The organism is Pseudomonas reactans (assembly GCF_013385825.1).
GTDB lineage: Bacteria > Pseudomonadota > Gammaproteobacteria > Pseudomonadales > Pseudomonadaceae > Aquipseudomonas > Aquipseudomonas reactans.
In genome coordinates, this window is the sequence record NZ_JACAPG010000014.1 from 282,009 (window position 1) to 306,516 (window position 24,508).

Here is a 24,508-nt window from a genome sequence, read left to right on the forward strand (position 1 = left end):
CCGCTTCACTGACCGCCAAACCAACGGAAATAGGGATTGGCGCCGTCCCCGCGTATGACCTCTCGCATATCCCGCCCCCAGGCATCCCGGTCGCCGTCGTAGGCATGCAGGCTGGCACGGTAGAACTGCATCAGGCGTTGTTGCTCGGCAGCCAGTGTGCGAGCGAAAGTCTCATCCGCATTGATCAGCGGCACGGGCACCCGCAGATCGAGCAAGGCCGGCAGTACACGGGTGATTTCCTTGCTGCGCACCCAGGGCGCGTATTCGATACGCGGTTGATCGTCGGTGACCGGTAATGCATCTGCGGCAAACCGCTCAAGGCCCTGGCGATCGGTGACCCAGGTCGCCAGCAAGGTCGCCGCCGAGTCGATACCAACGTCTGCCAAGGCGCCGCTTACGCCAGGTTGCTCGAAGCGCTGACGAATGCGTTCGGCATCCAGGCTGATCGGCTCAAGGGAGCCCACCAGCAGCATCTCGTGGAACTCGCTGGTCCACAGCGACGCGTACGGGAACACGTTGAGGAAGCTGCGCACCAAGGCGCGAGAGTCGTCGATGTTTTGCGTCGGCAGCGGTAACCATTGCGCGAGCAAGCCGTTCTTTTCCAGGCGCGAGGCCGCCAGTTGATAGAAGTCCTGGGAATACAGGTTCACCACGCCGGCAGCGGAGGGTGGCGGGGGTTCCAGGGTGATCAGGTCGTAGGCTTGCGGGTTGCGGAGCAGTTCCTGGCGACCGTCGCGCAAGCGCAGGTCAATACCGGGATCGCCAGCGGCGTTGTAGTTGCCTTTGAACAAGGGCGCGGCTTGCACCACCGCGGGCAACAGTTCAGCCACCACTCGATGTTCCAGGCCTGGATAGCGCAATAACGCGCCCGCCGTGATGCCAGTGCCAAAGCCGATCACCAGTGCGGACTTGGGCTCGGCGTTGTGAATCAGCAGCGGCAACAGCGCCTGGATCCGCATATAACGCAGCGACGGCATGGCGTCGCCGGTGTTGGAGACGCCCTGGATATACAGACGCTGAAAGGCCCGTACGCCCTGGCCTTGGGTAACCACCGCCACCGTCGCACCACGGCCTTCCTGGTAAAATGCCAGGCTGGCGTTGCGCGCACCGGGCAGCAACTTGGCCAGGCGATCCACGGGGGTCATCAGTGCGACCGCCAGCGACACCAGCCCCAGTGTAATCACTGCCTGACGCCGACCTTTTTTAACACCCTGGCCACGGCGTACCGCCAGATACCCGACGACGCCAGCCACCACGGCCAACACGCCCAAGGTCCGTACCAACCCCAACCACGGGATCAATACGAACCCGCACAGCATCACCCCGATAATCCCGCCCAAGGTATTGAATGCCACCACCGCGCCCACGTCACGGCCAACATGCCGATTGCCCACACTCAAGCGCAACGCCACGGGGAACGCCGCGCCCAGCAGTAAGGTCGGCACAAATACGATGCACAATGCCGCCACTGAAAAACGTGCGCTCATCCCCGGCAGCTCGCTTGCGCCCAGGCCCAGCACCAGCGCTTCGGCCTGGGTTTGCAGCAGTACCAGCCAGCGCCCCAACAGCGCGACTTCCAGCAACGCCACCAAACCTGCGCCCGCAATCAGCAGGCCGAACACGCCCCAGGGATCGCGAAGACGTTCTACACGACCTGACATCAACTGGCTGCCGATGAACAACCCGGTGAGGTAGGTGGCAAGTACCACGGCGAACGCATACGTGCGGGTACTCATGAATTGCACGATGGACTGCGACCACACCACCTCATAGCCGAGGGCAACGCCACCGGCGATGGCGTACAGCACCAACGCCAGTCGCGCCGGTTGCACAGGGCGCGTCGGCGCGATCTCAACAGGCGCTTGATGACGCACCGCCAACACTGCCCCCACCGCAGCGAGCAGATTCAGCATCGCCGCCACCAGCGCACTGCCGCGCACGCCAAACTGGGCAATCAATACAAATGCCGTGAACAACGTCCCGACAATCGCCCCGGCGGTGTTGGCCGCGTAGAGGCGTCCACCTGCCTGGCTCAAGCCCTTGGCGTCGACGCCCAGCGAGCGCACCAGTACCGGCAACGTGCCGCCCATCAACACCGCCGGCAGGCCGACCAGGGCAAACGGCAACGCCCAGGCCAGCAGGCCAATGCGGTGTTCCAACCAGGCAAACGGTTCGGCCGCCACGCCCAGGGCCAGCGTCGCGCCAACCCCGAGCAGGGCAACCAGTAATTCCAGACCTGCATACAACAACAGCGGCCGCGCAAAGCGGTCCGCCAACCGTCCGAACAGCCAGCCTCCCACTGCCAGCCCGGCAAAAAAGGCGCTGATACCCGTGGTAATTGCATACACCTCGACGCCCACCACCAGGGACAGCTGCTTGATCCATAGCACCTGATACACCAACGCCGCGCCGCCGGAGAGGAACAGGAGGAGGGCGGGGATCAGGATCGAGAAGGTTGCAGTGGTTTCAATGGGCTTGCTGGCGGTGCGTGAGGTCATTACCAAATTCCAGAGCATGCAGAGAACCGATGTAGGAGCCGGCTTGCCGGCGATCGCGGTGTATCAGATCAATCGCTATCGCCGGCAAGCCGGCTCCTACAAGGGATAGGTTGTGGTCGTTATGACGCGGGGTCTGCCTTCATCTTCTCTTCGATTTTCTTGTCCACCGCCTCGCGAATCTGGTCGATGCTGAAGCTGGCCGGTTTCTGACTGGGCGGATACTCGATAAAGGTTTCGAGGAATTTGGCCGATTTGGTCACCGCCACCGCGACCAGATAGACGTTTTTAGTGCTCCAGTCGTAATACTGATCGGAGACCACGTCAGCCCGCTCATAGGGGTCCATGCGCAGGTTGAGGATCTTCGGCACCCGCAGGCACACGAATGGCTCACTCCACACCTTGAACCCACCCGGTGCCCGCTGTTCGCAATACACCGCCTTCCAGTTGCCAAAACGCGCGGACACCAAGACCCCGTCATCGTTGAAGTAGTAGAACTCGTCGCGCGCCCCCTTCGGTTGCTGCCCGGTCAGGTAGGGCAGTTGGTTGAAACCATCCAGATGCACCTTGAAGTTGCTGCCTCCGGTCACGGGCGCCCAGCCTTTGAGCAGTTTGCTTTTCACGTCACTGTCACCGGCTGCGGCCAACAGTGTGGGGAACCAGTCCATGCCCGAGAACATCTCGTTGGACACCTCGGCGGGCTTGATCTTGCCCGGCCAACGAATCATCGCCGGCACACGATAGGCACCTTCCCAGTTGGAGTTCTTCTCGTTGCGAAACGGCGTGGTCGCCGAGTCCGGCCAGGAGAACTGGTTCGGCCCGTTATCGGTGGTGTAGACCACGATGGTGTTGTCGGCGATCTTCAGGTCGTCGAGGGTTTGCAGGAGTTTGCCCACGTCACCGTCGTGCTCCAGCATGCCGTCCGCGTATTCGTTGCCGGGCATGCCGCTCTGGCCCTTCATCGATTCGCGCACATGGGTGAACAAGTGCATGCGCGTGGTATTCATCCACACGAAGAACGGTTTGTTGGCTTCGGCCTGTTTCTTGATGAAAGCCTGGGCCGCCGCCGTGGTTTCATCGTCGATGGTCTCCATGCGCTTGGTGGTCAAGGCGCCGGTGTCTTCGATCTTGCCATCGGCAAAGCTATGGATCACCCCGCGCGGGGAGTTGGCCTTGACGAACTCCGCGTCGTCCTTGGGCCAATAGGGCCGTTCCGGCTCTTCCTCGGCGTTGAGGTGATAGAGGTTGCCAAAGAACTCGTCGAAACCGTGGTTGGTCGGCAGGTATTCGTCCTTGTCGCCCAGGTGGTTCTTGCCGAATTGCCCGGTGGCATAACCGAGGGACTTGAGTGCCTGCGCAATGGTGATATCGCGCTTTTGCAAACCCACCGATGCGCCGGGCGCACCCACCTTCGACAGGCCCGTGCGCAACGGCGTCTGGCCGGTGATGAAGGACGAACGCCCGGCGGTGCAGCTGTTCTCCGCGTAGTAGTCGGTGAACATCATGCCTTCTTTGGCGATACGGTCGATATTCGGGGTCTTGTAGCCAACCACGCCCATGGAATAGGCGCTGATATTGGTTTGCCCGATGTCATCGCCGAAGATCACCAGGATATTCGGCTTTTCGGCCGCCCAGGCGGATGCCGAGGCGCCGATCACCGAAACCGCCACCAGGGCGAGTTTCGGCAGCCACTTACGTATGCGAGTCATAAGACTTGCTCCTTTTAGGGCTTGAGTCGCATTGCCTGCGACCAACGTTTTTAACAGTCCATCGCGACGTCTTTTCTTATTGCACCTTCACTTGCACCGCTGGATCGAACGGATAGATACGGCCCCAGTCGCTTGCCATATCCACCACGGTCCAGTTCTGTTGCTTGGCCAGGTCCAGTGCCTTGTCCAGGTGCCCCACCTGAGAGTTGCGGTCGTAGGCCCATTCGCGCTGGGCGTCGGTGTGGTGCACCAGGCCCATCAAGCGTTTGCCAGGGCCGGCGGCGGTCCACTGCAGCATCTGCAAGTCGCCGTCAGAGTTGCCGAAAGCCAGGATCGGCCGACGCCCGATGATGGCGTCGATGCTTTCCGGTTTGCCTGGGCCGTCATCGTTGTGTGCCAGCTTGGCGGTGCGCAGCACGTGCGGCTTGCCGTCCTTGAGCTGGAATTGGGTGACGAAGTTGGAGCCGATCACCTGCTCGGGCGGTACGCCGTACACCTCTTCGGCGAAGGCACGCATGAAGGCGGTGTCGCCCCCGGAGACGATGTAGGTCTTGAATTGCTGGCTGCGCAGGTAGTCGAGCATTTCCAGCATGGGCTGGTAGATCATCTGGTCGAACGGCTTGCCGGTCTTGGGGTGACGGGCCTGTTTGAGCCAGTTCTTGGCGTTGTCGATAAAGGCTTCGGTGCTGACCCCAGTGTGGGTGGCGCCGATGATTTTCAACAGGCCGTCCATGCCGCTGGCGGCAAGCGCCTTGTGGTCGCCTTCGAGCACGGCCTGGAATGGCTGGGTGGTTTTCCATTCCGGGTGCTGTGGCGCCAGGCGCTTGACCTCGTCGAAGGCGAACAGCACTTCGAAGTACGCCGGTTGCTCGGTCCACAGCGTGCCGTCATTGTCGAACACGGCGATGCGTTCGGCGGGCTTCACGTAGTCCTTGGAGCCTTCGGCGGTCACCGCCTGGACGAACTCGATGATCTGCTTTTTGTTCGGGCCTTCGTTCCATGACGGCAGCGGATCGGCCGCCAGGGCAGGCAGGCTCAGGAGGAGGAGAAGGGGCAGGGCAGAACGCAGCGACGTCATGGGAAGTCCTTTTCGTGACGAGGGTTCAGTGGATTCAAGCGTAGTTGACGACAGGCCCAGCGCAATGCTGGCCATGCCTTTCGCCACCATGACCGCAGGCGCGGCCACAGGGCACGGATCAGATAGGCCGCCAGGATCAGAACGACGATGGCCACTATCCAACCCAACACATGCCGTGAGAGCTGCCAGCGCGCGTGCTGCCCGAGCGCCTTGAGATCGTCGGCGACGGAAAAGGTCGGCGTGTAGGCGCTGGTGACCTGGGCCTCAAACGTGAGTGCGGGCAACTGCGCGATTTGCAGGCGATGGTTGCGGCTGTCCCACCATTTCACCTGGAGGGCGGGCAGGGTGTAATGCCCGCCTTTTTCCACGCGATACACCAGGTGATCGATGCGTTGGCCACCCGTGACGGTGCCGCGACCGTCATCCAGGTTGCTGATGGCAGGCACCTGCGCATAGAGGCGCAACCCGTTTACCTCGGCGGTTGCCGGCGGCGGCAGTGACAGCCCTGGCGTGTTATCGGCTTGCAGGGTCACTGTCCGCGTCAGGCTGTCGCCAACCTTGAGGTCGCCGGCCGTTACGGTCTGGCTCAGGCGTAAGCCGCTGGCAACCAGCGCGGGTTCACCGGGCGCAAACCCCGGCGGCTGAGAGGCCTCAAAGGTCAGCGGCGCACTCTGCGCACTCAACGGCGCGCTGGCCTGGCCCGGTTGGGCACTGACCGTCAGCGCGGGCACGCTGAAGTGTTGCGCCATCGTCGGTGTGATCAGATAGGCGTAGCGCATCCCGTAGAAGGTTTGCCCGTCGATTACCTGAGTGGTGTGCTCGGCCTCGCCACCCGGTTGCTGTATGCGTGCGCCAGCCAGTTTCAGGTCCGGCAATGTCGCGGCGGCGGTGAACCAGGTGTCGGTCAGCACGTCCACTTGCACCTGCAATTGTTCACCCACCACCACTGAAGCGCCGGGGATCAACTGCACGTTCACCCGTAATTGCGGTTCGGCCGCCCATAACGGCCCCGACAACAACAGCAACACGCCCCAGTAGCGCTTCATGGTCGCGCCTCCTGGTCTTGCAGGCTGAATTTGCGGCGCAGGAAGTTGGCCGGCGACGTGGTCAGGTTCTGCAACCACAGGGCGTCATTATTCGCCTGTTGAGTCTGAATCGCTTTGCTCTGGCCCTTGCCTGGTGCCTTGTCGAAATTGATTTCGTCGGGCTTGACCTCGGGTGTGTTGTTCGCGGCGCTTTCGGTGTCTTTTTTCAGCGCAACCGCCAGGGCCAGGTTGGCGGTGGCTTCAGGGAAGTCGGGTTGCAACTGCAAGGCCTGTTGATAGGCCGCGATGGCGTCATCGAACTTGAAGCGACGCACATGGATGTTGCCCAGATAGAAGGCTGCTTGCGCGGTATGCATGGCGGCGAAGGTGGTTTGGGCCAGGTCGTAATCGGCGGCGTTGTAGGCGGCGATGCCTTTCCAGTAAGGCTCGGCGAACAACGCGGCGGCTTGCGGGTAATGATGGTGTTCGAAAGCCCAGCGGCCTTGCTGATCGGGCGTCATGAACGGGTTGGCCTCAGCCTGCGTCGGCGGTAGCAGCAGGCCGAGCAGCACCACCGCCGTCCAGTTCAAGCTCCAACCCTTGCGCACACCGAACAGCGCCAACAGCAGCAACGGCCAGCACAACCAATAGCCGGCGTCTTTCCATTGCAACAGGCGTTGCTGCTCGTCGACGTCCTGAAAGTGTTGCTGGGCGTGGAGTTCAATCCAGTCCAGGTCGTCGTCATTCAGGGTCAGGCTACCCAGCGGCGCCTCCAGGGCTGAGGCCAATGGTTTGAGTGTGGGACTGCTGCCGAGGGCCAGTATCAGGATTTGCAGCGCGTTGTCCTTGAGGCCGGGCAGTTGGGCGACATCGGCGCCGTCCGTCACCAGCAGCAAGGTACCGGGCGATTGCTGCAGCAGGCGCTTGGCCTGATCGATCACGCCGGCCACATCCTTGCCCGTCTTGCTGATCAAGTCCGTGCCGAGCGCCTGGATAAAGGTATCAAGCAAGGCCGGATCATCGGTGGGCGGCAACACCAGATGGGCACTGCCGGCATAGACCAGCAACGCGGTGCGTGCGCCTTTGCGGCGCTGGATCAGGTCGTGCAACTTGTGTTTTGCGGCAGTGAGGCGCGTGGGAGGCACATCGGCGGTGTCCATGGACGCCGACAGGTCCACGGCGATGATCAGCGGTGCACGGTTCTCCAGGAAGTCCGGACGGTCCTGCTCCCAGGTGGGTCCCGCCGCGGCGAAGGCACCGACCACCCATAACGCACTCACCAGGTGCACCGGCCGCAGGCGATGGGGATCGGTCGGCGTCAGCAGCAAGTACGGCAACAGATGCGGGGCGATAGTGCCGCGCAGGCGGCGCTGAAGGTCACGGCTGCGTTGCCACACCCACGGCAGCACCACGCCCAACAGCGCCAATAACAGCCAGGCAGGACGCAGAAAGTGGAAATCACTGAAGTCCATCTGCGTGCTCCCGTTTCCATCGATGCGGCCAAAGCGCAGCGATCAAGTGGTACAGCACCAGCAACGTCAGCGCCGCACACAGCGGCCACCAGAACAGGTCGCGCTTGGGTTGATGACTGAGAGTCTTCACTTGATGCGGTGTAATCTTGTCGAGCGTGGCGTAGACCTGATCCAGGCTGTTGCGGTCCTCGGCACGGAAATAACGCCCGCCCGTGGCGCTGGCAATGCCTTGCAAGGCGCTGAGGTTGACCTTGGCTTCGCCGCTGGCCTGCGGGTCGCCGATGCCGATGGTGTGGATGATCACGCCCTTGGCGGCCGCCATGTCGGCGGCGTGGTCCGGGGTGATGGCGCTGCTGGTGTCATTGCCGTCAGTGAGCAGGATCAACACTTTTTCCGGTTCATGGGCCTGGTCCAGCAGCTTGAGGCCAAGGCCAATGGCGTCGCCGATGGCGGTGTTCGGCCCGGCCATGCCGATGCCGCTGTCGTCCAGCAACAGCGACAAGCTGGCATGGTCGAGGGTCAAGGGTGCCTGGGGGTAGGCGCCGCTGCCGAACAGGATCAAGCCGATACGATCATCTTTGCGCTGCTGGATAAAGCCGTGCACCACCTGCTTGACGGCGGCCAGCCGGTCGATCTTGTGGCCGTTGGCGTCGGTAAAGTCCTCGGTTTCCATGGATTGGGAGATATCGATGGCCAGCATGAGGTCGCGCACCGGTTGTTGGCGTTCGAGGGGTTTTTCCACCCAGACCGGCCGGGCGACCGCCAGCACCAGCAACGCCCATACCACCAGATTGAGCAGCAACTGGCCGCGATTGCCACGGGCGCCGTCGGTAGACGATGAACCACCGACCGCCTGGCGCATGCCGCCAAAAAACGGCACCCGCACCGCACTGCGCGCTTCGTGATACACCGGCAGGTAGCGGTAAGCCAACCACGCCAGCGGCAGCATCAACAGCAGCCAGGGGTAGTCAAGCTGCCACATGGTGTTGCTCCACCCAGACCTTGCACTGGGCCAGTAGTTGCGGGTCCTGCGGCGCCGCGCCGTAGGCCAGTTCGGCCAGCCGTTGAGCGAGGTCGTCGGGAATCGGACCTGTGGCGTGACGTTGCAGGAAGGCTTGCCACTCGACGCCACGCAAGGTCGGGATACGTTGCTGTTCTTCCATGGGAAGTGGCATCGACAGTGCGACGCGCTTGAGCAGTTCGGGCAACTCGCGCAGGTCTTTCAAGGTGTCCAGACGGGCCAACGCCTCGCGCCGGTAGGCATCACGTCGCCAACGCAGCCACTTGCGGCCTGCCAGCACCAGCAGCGCCACCATCAAAACACCCAGCAACACGCCCCAGCCCCAGGTCTGCGGCCAGTAGCTGACCGGCGCGGGTAAGCTCAACTCCTTGAGTTGCTCGATGCTTGGCACATGACTGCTCACCGACGTTTCCCCAGTTCACTGCGCAACTGGTCGGCGGCGGGCAGGGCGGTGCTGATCATCAGCAGTGGCACTTGGCTGCGGCGCAGCAGCTTGGCGACATCCTTCAAACGTCCGCCGAGAAAATCCCCCAGGGGTTGGCGCACCTGACGTTTGTCCACCGCCAGTTCCACCTGCAACTGGCCTTGGGTAACCCGCAATTGCCCACGGCTGGGCACGTTGAGCGCCAAAGGGTCATACACCTGCAACGCGATCACGTCGTTGTGCGCTGACAGTTGCTGCATCAATTGCAACGTCCGTGACCCGGCACCGGCAAAATCACTGACCAGGCAGATCAGGTGATCGTGGCCTGCCACGGCCAGGCATTGCTGCAAGACTCTGTCCAACTGACCGTCGCCTTCGTAGTCGGGGTTGCTCGCCGTCAACGCGGCATTTTGCTGAACGATGCGACTGCACAAGGCTTCCACCCGTTTGCGGCTGCGCAAAGGCGCGACGCTGTCGATGCGTTGATCGTTGAACACCAGGCCGCCGACGCGATCCCCGGCGTTGAACACCATCCACGCCGCCAGCGCGCCCAGCTCTGCGGCCACGGCGGACTTGAAGCTGCGCACTGAGCCGAAAAACATCGACATGCGCTGGTCCACCACGATCAGCGCCGGGCGATCGCGCTCTTCGGTAAAGGTACGCACCACCGGTTTGCCAGTGCGCAGCGACGCACGCCAATCCAAGTGGCGCAGGTCATCGCCCGGCTGGTAGCGGCGTAGTTCATCGAAATTCAGCCCACGGCCGCGCAGGCGTGACGCATGGTTGCCAGCCAGGATGCTGCCCTGGGGCTGGCGCGCGACAAAGCTCAAGTCGCGGGCCTGGAACTGCAAGGCCATCAATTGCGCCAGGCTGACGTAGACAAAACCGTCGGTGTTCATGCCGGAATCGCTACTTTGCTGAGCAGCCGGTCGAGCACCTGATCAGCCGTCACGCCATCCGCCACCGCGTCATAACTCAATTGCAGGCGATGGCGCAGCACCGGATGGGCGACGGCCTGCACGTTGCTCGGCGTGACAAAGGCCTGGCCTTGCAACCAGGCATCGGCCCGCGCGCAGCGGTCCAGGCCAATGCCGCCACGGGGGCTGGCGCCTAGGCTGATCCAGCGTGCCAAGTCGGCGTCGTAGTCGGCGGGGTGGCGGGTGGCGTTGATGATGTCGATCAGGTAACGGTCGATAGCCGGCGAAACCTGGATCGCGCTGACTTCCTTGCGTGCGGCGAAAATCACCTCCTGCGCCAGGGTAAATCCCTGAACCGCTTGGGTAACTGCCGCCTGTTCTTCTTCACGCAACAGGCGCAACACCTGGCTTTCGTTGTCGGCGCTGGGGTAGTCCAGCAACAGCTTCATCACGAAGCGGTCCATCTGGGCTTCCGGTAGCGGGTAAGTGCCTTCCTGTTCGATGGGGTTTTGCGTGGCCACCACGATAAACAGTTCCGGCAGCGGGTGACTGGCGCCGGCCACGGTGATTTGCCGTTCTTCCATGGCTTCCAGCAAGGCCGCCTGGACCTTGGCCGGGGCGCGGTTGATTTCATCGGCGAGGATCAGGTTGCCGAACAGCGGGCCGGGTTGGAATCGGATCTGGTTCTGGCCATCGACCTGGTGCAGTACTTCGGCGCCGGTGATGTCGGAGGGCAGCAGGTCCGGAGTGAACTGGATGCGACTCATCTTGGCGTCCATGTGCCGGGCCAAGGCCTTGACTGTGCGGGTCTTGGCCAGCCCAGGGAGGCTTTCCAACAGCAGATGGCCGTTGGCCAGAAGGCCCAGCAGGATCTGGCGGATCACCTGGTCCTGGCCGAGCACGCTTTCGGCCATGCTCGCTTGCAGGGCGGTCAAATCGTTGAGTGCGGTCATGCCTTTCCTCCTTGAAGGGCATGAACGCACGCCCTTCGTTCCATGAAAGTCGGCCTGAAATCGAGGTTACGCGCCCGCGGGCACGTGGTGTTACTTGAGCGGGGTCAAGGGTGGCAGTTTCCATTGACCATTACCGACCTCAGGCTTGGGCAGGTAAATGCGCAATACCGCGTAGAACGGGCCCGGTGGGGCCGGTAACCAGTTGCTCTGTTCGGCTTTCGGTGGCTCGTGGTGCTGCAGCGCCAGAGTCAGGCCGCCATCGGCGTCACGCTTCAGGTGGGGCAGCATCCGTGAGTTGATCAGGTAGCGCTTCTTGTGGTTCGGCACCAGCAGTTTGGTCTTGGCGTCGTACATGGTCAGCGACCAGAACGCATCGGCGGGCGGCAGTTGGTCCTTGGCAAAATGCACGGTGTAGCTGTGGCGCGCGCCATTGGCCGGCTTGCCTTCGCTGTCGACGAAGTAGCTCAGGTAAGCGGCTTCATCGGTGGAGTTGCCGAAAATACCCATGTCCGCACCGGCGTAGCGGTACAGGTAGTTGTTTTTCAGGCGATCGCGACTGCCGAACAGGTCACCGCTGCTGACCTGGTGGGTGTCGACCTTGTCCTTCTTGAACGCGGCAAACTCAGCGCGGGCATCGGAGATACCGTCTTCCAGGGCTTTGCGTTGCTCGGCGGTCAAGTCCTTGAGCTTGAAGGGCGCGCCTGGGGCGATACCGATCTTGGCAAAACGCGCCAGCAGGTCTTTTTCGCTGTCCTGGGGCGCGGCGAAGGCCAGCATGAAGTTCAGGTAACGGAATAGCTGCGGGCCTTCGGTCATGGTTGCCATCGGCTTGGGCCATTCGATCTTCGGCGCCTTGGCCGGTGCCGCCTGCTTCACGTAGCTGCTCAGCGACTGCACTTTGTAGCCGCTCTGGATCTGCTTGACCTTGCCCAGGTCTTTGTCATCGAACAACTGCGTGCGGTACAGGGCGTAGGCGATATTGCTTTCGCTGTAGACCACGCGATCCACGTCCACCGGCTGCTGACCCTTCCAGTCCGGGCCGGCGATCATGTAGTGGCCGCCGTTGTTGCCGGTGCTGCGGGTGCCCAGGTAGGCGAAATTCTGCGTGTACAGGTCGATCAACTGCACCGAGTAGTAGCGGTTGTCCTCGATCTTGGGCAGGGTCAACACCAGCGGTTCGCGGCGCAGGTCCATCCAGACAAAGGAGTAGGGCGTGTCGGAATTGGGTGTGACGAACGCCGTGTCCTTGGGGGTGAACACTTGTGCGGTGTTGCCGATCTGGTTGAACGGCGCCTTGAAATTGGCACCGCCTTTGTCAACGGCCTGGGTGTAGAGCGTCTTGTACATCGCCACCACCGGAAAGCCGTACAGATAGGCTTCCTTGGCAATCGCCCGGGCCTCGCTCGGGGTGGCCGTGAAGTCGGCCCAGGCGCCGGTGCTCATGAGTATCGAGAGGCTCGCCAACAGCAGGCGCGTCGGTTTTCCAATCATGTTGTTGCGTCCTTCCAGAGATCTTTTTTGAGGGCGTGGGGTGAAACCGCCGAGTTAACCGGTTTATTTGCTGAACGTCACGTTAATCCCTGCGAACAAGGTGAACTGGGGCAAGCCGTCACCTTTGCGCGCTACCGTCCATTGTGGCTCGACAAAGGCATTGACGATGTTGCTCCCGGCTTTCCAGGCCTTGCCCGCACCCAACCCGATGGGAATGTAGTGGGTGTCGCTCTTCAAATCGAAGGTCCAGGTGCCCGTGGAACGCAGGTACCAGCCTTTCGGCAGGTTATGAATGATAAACGGCTGGAAAGTTGCACTCTCGACATGCGGGCGGTCGCGATCGCCGGCAAATGAGCTTTGGTATTGCACCAGCGCGCCCAATAATCCCCTGGGAGAAGCGTCGATGGCGATTGCCGCCAGGCCGGCATGCCATTTGCCGGTGCCGAGTTCGTCATGTTCAGCAGTGGGTGCGGTGATTTGCGGGCCGATGCCCAACTGCACGCCTTCGGTCTTGAGCAGGAAGATATCGAACAGGTTCAGGTCGCCAATGCCCGTGCTATAGCCGGTGTGGGGATCGGGGCGGGTGCTGAGGGGGAGTGTGGCGCGCAGCAACTGTGGTACGCCGATGAAGTCCGACGGTGCAATGGGCAGGGTGCCGCGCAGCAACAGGTCGTTGGTGTGGGCGTTGCTGTCGTACAGGCGCGGCGTGAAGTAGTTCTGCAGGTTGGCGCCTGGCGCCAAGTTAAGCGGGTTGTTGCTCTTGTTGGCCGTCTCGGCGTTGTCCGCCAAGGCTGGCATTGCGATAACAGCCAGCATCAATGCCGACGCGTACGGTGACCCGAACATGTGCGCTCCCCCATACCTGGGTGACTATCCCTTGTGATTAATACCTACAGGGCATGTCGGTTGAAGCTAGCAGCTAAATCCAGACGCGCTAGCCATCCAAACGAATTAGTTGCGGGGAGCGGGACGTTTCAGATGTGTGTAAAAGGCCGCAAATGGCCGCCCTGGCTGGGCGGCAGTGCGCGAAAGAGGGATCAGGCAGTGGGCAACATCGATTTGACTTTGTCGCGTAATTGATCGATCGAGAAGGGTTTGGCGATCACCTGCATGCCCGTAGGCACGTCGATGTTCTCGGCATAACCGCTGGCGAACAGAATGGGCAGCGCAGGGCGCAGTTCTCGCACCTTGGCCGCCAGTTGCTTGCCGTCCATGTCCGGCAGGCCGACGTCGGTCATCATCAGGTCGATCACCTGCGCGGTGTTTTGCACCCGTATCAGCGCCTCTTCAGCGTCGGCGGCCTCCAGGACGCTGAACTCCAACTCTTCGAGTACATCGACGATGAGCATGCGCACGATGGCGTCGTCTTCGACTACGAGGATGGTGGAGGAGGTGGCGGACATAAAGAAAATTCCCGAGAAGTGAAGGTGCAGGTCTTGTTCAGTTAAAAGACTGTCCTCTACTGAGTTGTCTCTTTCTCGGCAAGTTCCCGATACAGGAGGATATTGTGCAGGCAAAGGGGGGGAATGTCTTGTGATAGTACGAAGTCACCTTCAGGCACGCTTGCGTTGGCTACTTCAGGCTCTGGTTGGTTATCGCTGAAGAAACGACAGCCAACCAGACACCGATTTGGCCTGTTGTTGACCTAGATCTCCACTCGGTATAGATCGGAAACGTCGATGCCGGACGCCCGAGTCGACGCGTTCAGGTCCGCCGGATCAAACACCGAGATTTTATATTCGGGCACATTAGGGGTGTCGCCATAATGCTTGAATAGGTTCTTGGTGCGGCCGCTGTTCAAGGTGCTTTCCAGTGCAGAACGCATCTGCTGTTCGGTGGTAAACGTGGCTTTTCCAAAATTGGGGTCGAAGTAAAACCATTCCTTGTGATGTTTTATCGTTTCGATGCCGGCGACAGTCACTTTATAGGGCGTCACGATAATGCCTGCTGTAATGCCATGTTCAGGGCCGCGAATCAGAAGGGTTTTTGAACTGTTGGCCCTGGCAAGCTCGGTCAGTATATCGGTATAGGGAACTTGCCTTGCCTGCACACCATTGTGAAAATTGCTGCCTAATAGGCCCTGCAGTTTATCCAGCTTGTTGCGGAATCCGTTGATTTTATCTGCCTTGCGTTGTTCGAGAGTGGCTTTGACCGGATCAATTTTACGCAAGTCGTTAATCTCGTTGACACTCAGTGGAGAGTCCATCGAGGCGTACAGATTTTTGATAAACGTCTCTTGCTTGCCTGCTTGGGTAGCGGCGGCCATGACATTGGAGAGCGCCGCACACTCGCCTGCCGATAGCAACGAGGCTTGACTGAGGTAGAAGCCTTGCGGAAGCGCTATTGCCTTGCCGCCCGCAGCCGTTATCTCTGCGCTGAACACCCTGAAGTTCTCCTGGCTGACGGTAACTCTACGCCGCTCCATATACTTGACCAACTGACCCACCTCTTCGGGTGTTCGTCCGCGGATGATGGCAAGTTCTGCCAATTCGTTGAGCGTCAACGTGGGCGAAAACCCAGCGATGTTTTCTGGGTTTCCACCGCTATAGCCTTTTTTATAGGCATCAAGGTCAGCGGCTTTAGCAATCTCGCGTGCCGAGTTGAATCGTTCCGGAAGAACCTCCAGTTCATCTATTCGTTTGACCAGGCTTCCGAGTTCGGCGGGGCTACGGCGTTCGGCTACGGCCAGGCGTTTGAGATCATCAATATTCAGTGCCGTGGAGTAACCGTAGATCGCCTCTGGCCTGCCTGTGTTCTGACCTCGAATGTAGGCGGCGTTGTCCTCGGCTTTTACCCGGCTGATTGCATCTATAAAGTCTTTGCGGAACTCTGGATTGTCTGCTGCAGGCGCCAACACCGAACCGATCATCTTTCCTATCCAGCTATCAGTAAACGCTCGAACCTCCCCCTCCAAGGCCACGACCTTTGGCGTAAAGCCTACAAGTGGCGAGCCGTAAGGCCGCATTTTGTCGGCATCGAACGCAAACCATTTGCCATTTTTCAGGACGGCTGCGGATTCGATACTGTGCTCGCCAAGTTTCAGGCTACCCGTCGCGGCGGCGGTGTTGTTTAGGCTGACGGCTTTCAGTAGGTCATAACTGCCGGTAGCCCCCCTGAGTTTGTTGACCCCCTCAGCGAGCTTGTTGACCCCACTACCGATAAGCTTCCCACCGCCCCCGAGGAAACCAATCACACCATCCACGGGGTTGAGTTGCCCGAAAACAGCCGCGCCAATGACTTTGGTTGCCCGTGCCACTTTGGTCGCGGTGGACACCGCGCTACCGGCGATCTTCGTCAGCTTTCCGGCCGCGCCCACACCGGCGGTCAGGAAACCAAATATGTCCAGTCCGAGATCGACAATACCCTCGCCAATTTTTCCCTGACTAAAGTTCTTGACTGCCGAAACAAAAGGGATCAAGTCCAGCATGAAATGACCGACGGAATTGGCGGCTCCGCGATATTTATCGCCCGTGGTCTGCCCAAGCGCCTGTTTATGGATAGCGGGGTCATCGAGATTGATATGTTCAACAAAAGCGTCAGCGATAAGTTGAGTGCGCGTCGAAGCGAAGCTGTCCAGCCGCGGGTCGTTGGGCACTGATTGCTCGGTGCTCAGGCTGGCAGCGTTTAAAGAGGGCGTGAACGCTTTCTTTTCATACTCGATATTTGCCGTTTGCCAGGAACCCGTTGTTGCGTTACTTGCCGGCACCTTTCGGATAGCGCCCCCATTGAAGTCAATTTCATACGCAGCAGGCACCCCGTCACGCTCAATTCTTACCAGCAATTTCGGGTCTTTTGGTAGCTGCGTCTTATCAAAGAAACCCGTTCCCAGTTTTTGGGAGTGGGTTTGATAAAAACTGACCTTGCCATATTCAAAGTTTTCGCGATCTTGCAGAGGTAATTGAGAAATCAGGTGCTTGATGGAGGTACCGACCGCGCTCTTCTTTTCTTCGATGGTGTTTTTGAATTGCGATTCAAACGCAGCGAACACTCCAAACCCTGGGTTCTCGTTCAGTTGCGCCACGGGGGTGCGGGGGTCGGTAGAGGTGTACGTTGAGTTAGCGTCAGCGTACATCATGGTGACATCCAACAGCGAGTGTGGGCCGAACTCAGTGACCGCCCCATGAGGGAGCGCTGTGATCACTTTTTGTTCAAACATTGATTCCTGGCCCGGGAAGCGTTTTTTAAGCTCCGCCAGCGCCATTTCTTTACGGGAGGGGATGTCCTTCTCAAAGGCCTGTGCTGCCTGCGCCATTGACGATTGGCGGGTATTGAAGGTGGTCAGCAGCGTATTTAGTTCATCGGCTGAGTATTGATGGTCGTCTTTTTTTTCCAGCACACCATTGGCAACGCCCCAATCAATCAGTGCGCTACGTTGTGCTTCTTCAGTGACAGCAGGGTTTGCCAGGCTCGCGCCTTCGGCCTCAAGCATGACTTGGGCATAGGTCATGCTGGCCACCCGTCCAGGCGTTGCGGCTTCTATTGTTGCAGCAGCCACCGCGAGGTTGACCCAGGCCGGGCTGCCGTAGGTCACCCTGTCCGGGATGTCCTTGATCAGAAAAACCGGCGCGCGAGCGGCCAATAACAAGTGTGTAGCAGCATCCGCCATCTCGGGGCCAGCCTTGAGCGGGTCCGATAAGTGCGTTTTCAGGCCATTCACTATCTCGGACGCGGGCTTGCCCCAGTGGTTTTCGCTGGCCAGATCGAACCCGCCGAGGGTGTTGCGTTTAGGGACTCTGCTGGAGCCCGGATCGGGGTCATGGTCCAGTTGCAGTACCAGTGCAGCCAGCAGGTAGTCCAAGGTGCTTCTATCTGTAGGAACCCCCTTCATGTGGTCCCGAAATAATATACCCGCCTGTTGCGCCGTTGGAGAACTTACAAGCGCGTTCAGCGTGCTGACCGGGTCCCTCAGTGTCTGCGCGGTAAGCGTCATGTTGTCCCTCAAGTACTCCAACAGTCGTCCGCGATACCCTTCACTCAGCGCAAGCCGGCGGCCTATAGTTCGTAACGTTTTCTGCTCACCTTTGCTCATTGGCACCGGCCAACCAAGTGCTCCGTCCAAACTTCCCAGTGGGTGTTCCTGCGACCGGTTGATCACCGAGTCCGAAAGCCCGCCCAGAGAGAAGTGGTCGTGAGGCATACGCAAGCCAAGGTGGTTGATAAATGATTCAAGCGTAGTGTTCTCACCCAGCGCCGTGAAACCTGCCGAATCTGAATGAAGCGCCATGGGCGTTGTTTTCAGCGCGTGAAGGACTGCCGTTGAGGACGCGTCAGGGCCTAAACGATCAGCCACCTGGGCAAGCTTGCCTCCAAGAACCTTCAAGTTATGGTTATGACCCAACGCCTGGTTGAGATTGAAGGGGCGACCGAGTGCGCTGACGGCGAGTGGTTGCTCCGTTTGTTCAGACGCCTTGTCGCTAGACACTGGAGGCGCGGCTGGCGGAAGTTGGGCAGGTTCCGACGTCTGCAAGGAGAGGGCTGTGGGTGATGAAACGTGACGGGATTGCGAAGGAATAGTCATGCGCGTGCACCATGTAAGAGTAAAGGTGTGCGTCTATCACGCGGATCTTCCTTTTTCCCAGACGCCAAAGGTCTGTGGGAAAACGGTACTCTCGGGTTCCGAATGCGGTGCGGGCTAAATATAAGCAGATAAAACAGTGACTAAGTGTGATCGGTTCACTCAGGAACGATTCATCTCACGCGGACTTATGTGGCATAAAAATAGCGTTCAACAGCACCTTTGGGGCAAACTCCCGGTTTTTCCACACTTGGCCAAGGCATGCCCATGACTCCTGCGTCGTCCGTCGATGAAAAGAGCTTTCGTAACCTCCTGAGCCGAAATGTCGCGCTGCCCTTGGGTGTGGGCGTGCTCAGCGCGGTGTTTTTCGTCTGCCTGATCACCTACCTGCTGACGGTGATCCAGTGGGTTGAACACACCGACCGGGTGATCAACAACCTCAATGAGTCGTCCAAGCTGACGGTGGACCTTGAGACTGGCATGCGCGGCTTCCTGATCACCGGTGACGAGCATTTCCTCGACCCTTACGAAGTGGCCAAGCCGCGGATCATTGCGGATTTGCGCAACTTGCAGGAACTGGTGGCGGACAACCCACAACAGGTGGATCGCCTCAAGCGCCTGGAAGCCTTGCAAATCGAGTGGAACAAGTACGCCCAGTCGATGATTGATATGCAGCGTGAGAGCGGCGACTACCGGAGCGCAGTCAAGGCCGGTCGTGGGAAGCGCCTGACGGATGAGATTCGCAAGGAATACGACGACGCGGTGGCGATGGAGCAGCAGTTCCGCATCACCCGCAATGAAGAAGTCACCCGCACTACCGTGATCAGCGTCACCCTGTACCTGGCATTTGTGCTGGGTTTGAGCGGTTTCCTGGCGTATATCGGTCGTAAGAATTTAATTTCATTATCAGAGAGTTACAGCGAAAACCTCGCGTCGCAGCAGAAGATTGCGCGACGTCTGGAGCAACAGGCCTGGCTGCGTAACGGCCAGACTGAACTGGCCGAACAAGTGCTCGGCCAGCTCACCCTGAACATGCTCGGCCGCAATATCCTGCAATTCTTTGCCCAGTACATGGGCTCGGCCGTAGCCGCGCTGTACGTGCGTGAAGAGCATGGCGGCCTGAAGCGGGTCGCCACCTATGGCTTCTCCCGCGAGCAGGAGCAGAAGGAGCAATCGATCTACAGCGACGAGGGCATCGTCGGGCAAGCCGCCCAGCTGGATCGCCTGATTCGCCTGGACGACGTGCCGGTAGACTACTTCAAGGTCAGCTCCGGCCTTGGCGAAGGTTCAACCCGCAGCGTGCTGGTGATGCCGACCAGCGACGATGACCGCGTCAACGGCGTGATCGAGCTGGGCTTCCTGCGCCCACTGGAAGAGCGTGACGTCGAGCTGCTGGAGCTGATCGCCGGGAATATCGGCACCTCCATCGAGGCCGCCCGCTATCGCCAGCGCCTGCAGGAAGTGCTGGCCGAGACCCAGCAGCTCAACGAAGAGCTGCAAGTGCAGCAGGAAGAGCTCAAGACCGCCAATGAGGAGCTCGAAGAACAGTCGCGCATCCTCAAGGAATCCCAGGCCCACCTGGAAACCCAGCAGGCGGAGCTGGAGCAGACCAACGAGCAGTTGGCCGAACAGACCGAAACCCTGGCCGAACAACGTGACGCCATGGACCGCAAGAACGTTGAACTGAACCAGGCTCAACTTGAGCTTGAAGATCGCGCTGAAGAACTGCAACGTTCCAGCAAGTACAAGTCAGAATTCCTCGCCAACATGTCCCACGAGCTGCGTACACCGCTGAACAGCTCGCTGATCCTGGCCAAGCTGCTGGCCGAGAACCCCCAGGAAAACCTTAGCGCTGAACAGGTCAAGTTCGCCGAGTCGATTTACTCCGCCGGCAATGACCTCCTCAACCTGATCAACGACATCCTGGATATCTCCAAGGTCGAGGCCGGCAAGCTGGAAATGCGCCCGGAAAACTCCAGCGTGGCACGCTTGGTCGACGGCCTGCGCGGCATGTTCGAGCCGCTGGCGGCCGATCGCAAGCTGGGCTTCCAGGTGGAGGTGCAGGAAGGCGCGCCGGGCATGCTGTTTACCGATCGCCAGCGCCTGGAGCAGATCCTCAAGAACCTGCTGTCCAACGCGGTCAAGTTCACCGAGCAGGGCGAGGTCAGCCTGTCAGTGTCCCGCGCACCGGGGGAGGGCATTGCCTTTACCGTGCGCGATTCCGGCATTGGCATTGCGCCGGATCAGCAGGAAAGCATCTTCGAGGCATTCCGCCAAGCGGATGGCACCACCAACCGCCGCTACGGTGGCACTGGCCTCGGCCTGTCGATTTCCCGCGACCTGGCGACCCTGCTGGGTGGTTACATCAGCGTGACCAGCGAGCCGGGCAAGGGCAGTATTTTCACGCTGGTCCTGCCAGAGCAGTATGTCGAGCGCGAAGAAGACGCTGCACCCATCGAACAACCGCGCCAAGTGGTGGTTGCGCCTGCGCCGACGCCCGCAAAGGTGTCGCCATTGCCGATAGCCGACGCCACTCTGATCCCGCGCTTTGCCGATGACCGCGACAAAGCACCGTTCACCACACGCTGCATCCTGGTGGTGGAAGACGAGCCAAACTTCGCCCGCATCCTGTTCGACCTGGCCCATGAGCTGGGCTACAACTGCCTGGTGGCTCACGGCGCGGACGAAGGCTACAGCCTGGCCGAGGAATACGTACCCGATGCGATCCTGCTGGACATGCGCCTGCCGGACCATTCCGGGCTGACCGTGCTGCAACGCTTGAAAGAACACGCCAGCACCCGGCATATCCCGGTGCATGTGATTTCCGTGGAAGACCGCGTCGAAGCCGCCATGCACATGGGCGCCATCGGCTATGCGGTCAAGCCGACCACTCGCGAAGAACTCAAGGACGTGTTCGCGCGCCTGGAAGCCAAGCTGACCCAGAAGGTCAAGCGGGTGCTTCTGGTTGAGGACGATGACTTGCAACGCGACAGCATTGCCCGCCTGATCGGCGACGATGACATCGAAATCACCGACGTCGGCTACGCCCAGGCGGCCCTGGACTTGCTGCGCACGAATATCTACGACTGCATGATCATCGACCTCAAGCTGCCCGACATGCTTGGCAACGAGCTGCTCAAGCGCATGGCCACCGAGGACATCTGCTCGTTCCCGCCAGTGATCGTCTACACCGGGCGCAACCTGACCCGCGACGAAGAGGCAGAACTGCGCAAGTATTCGCGCTCGATCATCATCAAAGGTGCACGTTCGCCGGAGCGCTTGCTGGATGAAGTGACACTCTTTCTGCACAAAGTCGAATCCCAGCTGTCCCATGACCGCCAGAAGATGCTCAAGACCGCGCGCAGCCGCGACAAGGTCTTCGAGGGGCGTAAAATCCTGCTGGTGGACGACGACGTACGCAACATCTTCGCCCTGACCAGCGCCCTGGAGCACAAAGGTGCTGTGGTGGTGATCGGGCGTAACGGCCGTGAAGCCATCGACAAACTCAATGAAGTCGAGGATATCGACCTGGTGCTGATGGACGTGATGATGCCGGAAATGGACGGTTACGAGGCTACCGCCTTGATCCGCCAGGACCCGCGCTGGAAAAAGCTGCCGATCATTGCGGTGACGGCCAAGGCCATGAAGGACGATCAGGAGCGCTGCCTGGCAGCGGGCTCCAATGATTACCTGGCCAAGCCGATTGATCTGGACCGTCTGTTCTCACTGATTCGCGTCTGGTTGCCAAAGATGGAACGCATTTAAGTGGAGCGAAGTTTTTTGGAAAAAAGCAGCGATATTGAGCTGCGCCTGTTGATCGAGGCGATTTACCTCAAGTACAGCTACGACTTCCGCGATTACTCCGGGGCGTCGGTGAAGCGGCGCGTGGCCCACGCCCTGCGCCAGTTCGATTGCGCGACCATCTCCGCCTTGCAGGAGCGTGTGCTGCACGACCCGGCGGCGTTCATGCAGTTGCTGCAGTTCTTGACGATTCCGGTGAGCGAGATGTTCCGTGACCCGTCGCACTTCCTGGCGATCCGCCAGGAAGTGGTGCCGCTGCTCAAGACCTACCCCTCGATCAAGATCTGGATTGCCGGCTGCAGCACGGGCGAGGAGGTGTACTCCATGGCCATCCTGCTGCGCGAGGAGGGGTTGCTGGAGCGTACGATCATCTACGCCACCGACATCAACCCGGCGTCGCTGGACAAGGCCAAGCAGGGCATCTTTTCCCTCGAGAACGTACGCGCCTACACCGCCAACTATCAGCAGGCCGGAGGCCAACGTTCATTTGCCGACTACTACACCGCGGCTTACGATTACGCGATATTCGATAAAACGCTGCGCGAAAATGTCACCTTTGCCGATCACAGCTTGGCGACCGACAGTGTATTCTCAGAAACTCAATTAATTTCGTGTCGTAACGTACTGATTTATTTCAATAAAAAATTACAGGATCGCGCGTTTGGATTGTTTCATGAGTCGCTGTGCCATCGCGGCTTCCTGGTGCTGGGCAGCAAGGAAACCCTGGATTTCTCCGCGTACGGCAAGCAGTTCGAACCCTTGGTCAAACAGGAACGGATCTACCGCAAACTATGAATCAAGCGGCTGCCAGCCCGGCATCGGTCCGGGGCATAGAAGCAATCGTCATCGGCGCCTCCGCCGGTGGCGTAGAGGCGTTGCTGACGATTTTCGCTGAACTGCCTGCCGATTTCGGCTTGCCGATCATCACCGTGCTGCACTTGCCGGACGAGCGTCGCAGCCAACTGGCTGAAGTGTTCGACCGCCGCGTCGCGATGCCCGTGGTGGAAGCCCGTGACAAGGAAGTGATCAGGCCGGGCACCCTGTATTTTGCCGGCCCTGGCTATCACCTGTCGGTAGAGCATGACCGAAGCCTGTCCTTGAGCCAGGAAGACCGTGTGCACCATTCGCGGCCGGCGATTGACTTCCTCTTCGAATCCGCCGCCGATGTCTATGGCGCTGGCCTGCTGGCCATTCTGTTGACCGGCGCCAACCATGACGGCGCGCGCGGCCTGGCCCATGTCAAGCAACAAGGTGGAACCACTGTGGTGCAAGAGCCTACAGAAGCACGCGTTGCCGTCATGCCCCGTGCAGCCCTGGCGCTGCACACACCCGACCACATTCTGACGCTGAGCCACATTGGCTCATTGCTGGCTTCCCTGGAATATTCCCCATGTTAAGTACTGTCCAGGCCAAACTGCTGATCGTCGATGATCTGCCGGAAAACCTGCTGGCCCTTGAAGCGCTGATCAAGCGCGAGGACCGCCAGGTGTTCAAGGCATTGAGCGCCGACGAGGCCTTGTCCCTGTTGCTGGAGCACGAGTTCGCCATGGCGATTCTCGATGTGCAGATGCCCGGCATGAATGGTTTCGAGCTGGCCGAGTTAATGCGCGGTACCGAAAAGACCAAGAACATCCCCATCGTGTTTGTCAGCGCGGCCGGCCGCGAGCTCAATTACGCCTTCAAGGGCTATGAAAGCGGCGCCGTGGACTTCTTGCACAAACCGCTGGATATCCATGCGGTAAAGAGCAAGGTCAACGTGTTCGTCGACCTGTTCCGCCAAAGCAAGGCCATGAAGCAACAGGTCGAGGCGCTGGAGCGCAGCCGTCGCGAGCAGGAACTGCTACTGACGCGCCTGCAGGCGACCCAGGCCGAGCTGGAACAGGCCGTGCGCATGCGTGACGACTTCATGTCGATCGTCGCCCACGAAGTGCGTACGCCCCTCAACGGCCTGATCCTCGAGACCCAGCTGCGCAAGATGCACCTGGCCCGGGACAATGCCGCCGCGTTCACCCTGGACAAGATGCACGCCATGGTCGACCGCGATGAACGCCAGATCCAGAGCCTGATCCGCCTGATCGAAGATATGCTCGACGTCTCGCGCATCCGCACCGGCAAGCTGTCGATACGCCCGGCCCACTTCGACCTGACCCAATTGGTGAGCAATCTGGTGGAGAACTTCGCGCCCCAAGTGGCCGCGGCGGATTCGTCCATGACACTGGTTGCCGAAGGCCCGGTGGAAGGCAACTGGGATGAGTTCCGTATCGAACAGGTGGTGACCAATCTACTGACTAACGCCCTGCGCTACGGGGCCAAGAGCCCGGTGACGGTGCGCGTATACACCGAGCATGGCGAGGCGCGGGTGGAGGTGCGCGACCACGGGATCGGCATCAGCGAAGAAAACCAGAAGCGTATTTTCCAACAGTTCGAGCGCGTGTCCGCCAGCCAAGTGGCTGCGGGCCTGGGCCTCGGGCTGTTCATTTCCGAGCAGATCGTTGCAGCCCATGGCGGCACCATCGAGGTCGAGAGCCAGATAGGCGAGGGCGCCTTGTTCCGGGTATGCCTGCCATTACAGGCCGCGGCATGAATTCAATCGTCACCTCGACGCAA

General features: G+C 60.1%; 17 protein-coding genes. 4 read left to right on the forward strand and 13 right to left on the reverse strand.

Annotated elements, in window-relative coordinates; all coding sequences use genetic code 11:
• Positions 1 to 5: 5 nt before the first annotated feature.
• The 13 genes from HX868_RS17935 to HX868_RS17995 form a co-directional block, all read right to left on the reverse strand.
• The gene (locus tag HX868_RS17935; RefSeq protein ID WP_177003809.1) at positions 6 to 2,498 is read right to left on the reverse strand and encodes a fused MFS/spermidine synthase; all 2,493 of its coding nucleotides are present in this window, start codon (positions 2,496 to 2,498) and stop codon (positions 6 to 8) included.
• 119 nt (positions 2,499 to 2,617) lie between these two features.
• Positions 2,618 to 4,204, reverse strand: a complete 1,587-nt coding sequence (locus HX868_RS17940; protein ID WP_177003810.1) for an arylsulfatase — start codon at positions 4,202 to 4,204, stop codon at positions 2,618 to 2,620.
• Between the two features lie 76 nt (positions 4,205 to 4,280).
• Positions 4,281 to 5,282: an HAD family hydrolase gene (locus HX868_RS17945; protein WP_177003811.1), complete on the reverse strand. Its 1,002-nt coding sequence runs from the start codon at positions 5,280 to 5,282 to the stop codon at positions 4,281 to 4,283.
• Positions 5,279 to 6,328 carry a BatD family protein gene (locus HX868_RS17950; protein ID WP_177003812.1) on the reverse strand — a complete coding sequence of 350 codons (1,050 nt, stop codon included), beginning with the start codon at positions 6,326 to 6,328 and terminating at the stop codon, positions 5,279 to 5,281. Before HX868_RS17950 ends, HX868_RS17945 begins: the two co-directional genes overlap by 4 nt.
• Complete coding sequence (locus HX868_RS17955; protein ID WP_177003813.1) at positions 6,325 to 7,779, reverse strand: VWA domain-containing protein; 1,455 nt, start codon at positions 7,777 to 7,779, stop codon at positions 6,325 to 6,327. Before HX868_RS17955 ends, HX868_RS17950 begins: the two co-directional genes overlap by 4 nt.
• On the reverse strand, positions 7,766 to 8,761 hold the full coding sequence (locus HX868_RS17960) for a vWA domain-containing protein (protein ID WP_177003814.1): 996 nt from the start codon (positions 8,759 to 8,761) through the stop codon (positions 7,766 to 7,768). Before HX868_RS17960 ends, HX868_RS17955 begins: the two co-directional genes overlap by 14 nt.
• Entirely contained in the window at positions 8,748 to 9,203 is a 456-nt protein-coding gene (locus HX868_RS17965; protein ID WP_177003815.1) for a DUF4381 family protein, read from the reverse strand. Before HX868_RS17965 ends, HX868_RS17960 begins: the two co-directional genes overlap by 14 nt.
• A complete protein-coding gene (locus tag HX868_RS17970) occupies positions 9,200 to 10,123 on the reverse strand; it encodes a DUF58 domain-containing protein (protein ID WP_177003816.1) in 924 nt (307 codons plus the stop codon). The genes HX868_RS17965 and HX868_RS17970 overlap by 4 nt, the downstream gene beginning before the upstream one ends.
• Complete coding sequence (locus HX868_RS17975; protein ID WP_177003817.1) at positions 10,120 to 11,094, reverse strand: AAA family ATPase; 975 nt, start codon at positions 11,092 to 11,094, stop codon at positions 10,120 to 10,122. The genes HX868_RS17970 and HX868_RS17975 overlap by 4 nt, the downstream gene beginning before the upstream one ends.
• A 90-nt stretch (positions 11,095 to 11,184) precedes the next feature.
• The gene (locus HX868_RS17980) at positions 11,185 to 12,585 is read right to left on the reverse strand and encodes a DUF1254 domain-containing protein (RefSeq protein WP_177003818.1); all 1,401 of its coding nucleotides are present in this window, start codon (positions 12,583 to 12,585) and stop codon (positions 11,185 to 11,187) included.
• A gap of 63 nt (positions 12,586 to 12,648) precedes the next feature.
• On the reverse strand, positions 12,649 to 13,431 hold the full coding sequence (locus HX868_RS17985; RefSeq protein ID WP_177003819.1) for a hypothetical protein: 783 nt from the start codon (positions 13,429 to 13,431) through the stop codon (positions 12,649 to 12,651).
• A gap of 191 nt (positions 13,432 to 13,622) precedes the next feature.
• Complete coding sequence (locus tag HX868_RS17990; RefSeq protein ID WP_177003820.1) at positions 13,623 to 13,988, reverse strand: response regulator; 366 nt, start codon at positions 13,986 to 13,988, stop codon at positions 13,623 to 13,625.
• Between the two features lie 242 nt (positions 13,989 to 14,230).
• Positions 14,231 to 18,103 (reverse strand): hypothetical protein, encoded by a 3,873-nt coding sequence (locus tag HX868_RS17995; protein WP_246355545.1) that lies wholly within the window; start codon positions 18,101 to 18,103, stop codon positions 14,231 to 14,233.
• Positions 18,104 to 18,367: 264 nt separating this feature from the next.
• On the opposite strand from HX868_RS17995, the gene HX868_RS18000 reads away from it, so the two are divergent.
• The 4 genes from HX868_RS18000 to HX868_RS18015 are packed head-to-tail and all read left to right on the forward strand — an operon-like array spanning position 18,368 to position 24,485.
• Positions 18,368 to 21,865: a response regulator gene (locus HX868_RS18000; protein ID WP_177003821.1), complete on the forward strand. Its 3,498-nt coding sequence runs from the start codon at positions 18,368 to 18,370 to the stop codon at positions 21,863 to 21,865.
• Entirely contained in the window at positions 21,866 to 22,696 is an 831-nt protein-coding gene (locus HX868_RS18005) for a CheR family methyltransferase (protein WP_012724198.1), read from the forward strand.
• The gene (locus HX868_RS18010) at positions 22,693 to 23,298 is read left to right on the forward strand and encodes a chemotaxis protein CheB (RefSeq protein ID WP_177003822.1); all 606 of its coding nucleotides are present in this window, start codon (positions 22,693 to 22,695) and stop codon (positions 23,296 to 23,298) included. Before HX868_RS18005 ends, HX868_RS18010 begins: the two co-directional genes overlap by 4 nt.
• Positions 23,292 to 24,485 carry a hybrid sensor histidine kinase/response regulator gene (locus tag HX868_RS18015; RefSeq protein ID WP_177003823.1) on the forward strand — a complete coding sequence of 398 codons (1,194 nt, stop codon included), beginning with the start codon at positions 23,292 to 23,294 and terminating at the stop codon, positions 24,483 to 24,485. The genes HX868_RS18010 and HX868_RS18015 overlap by 7 nt, the downstream gene beginning before the upstream one ends.
• Positions 24,486 to 24,508: the final 23 nt, after the last annotated feature.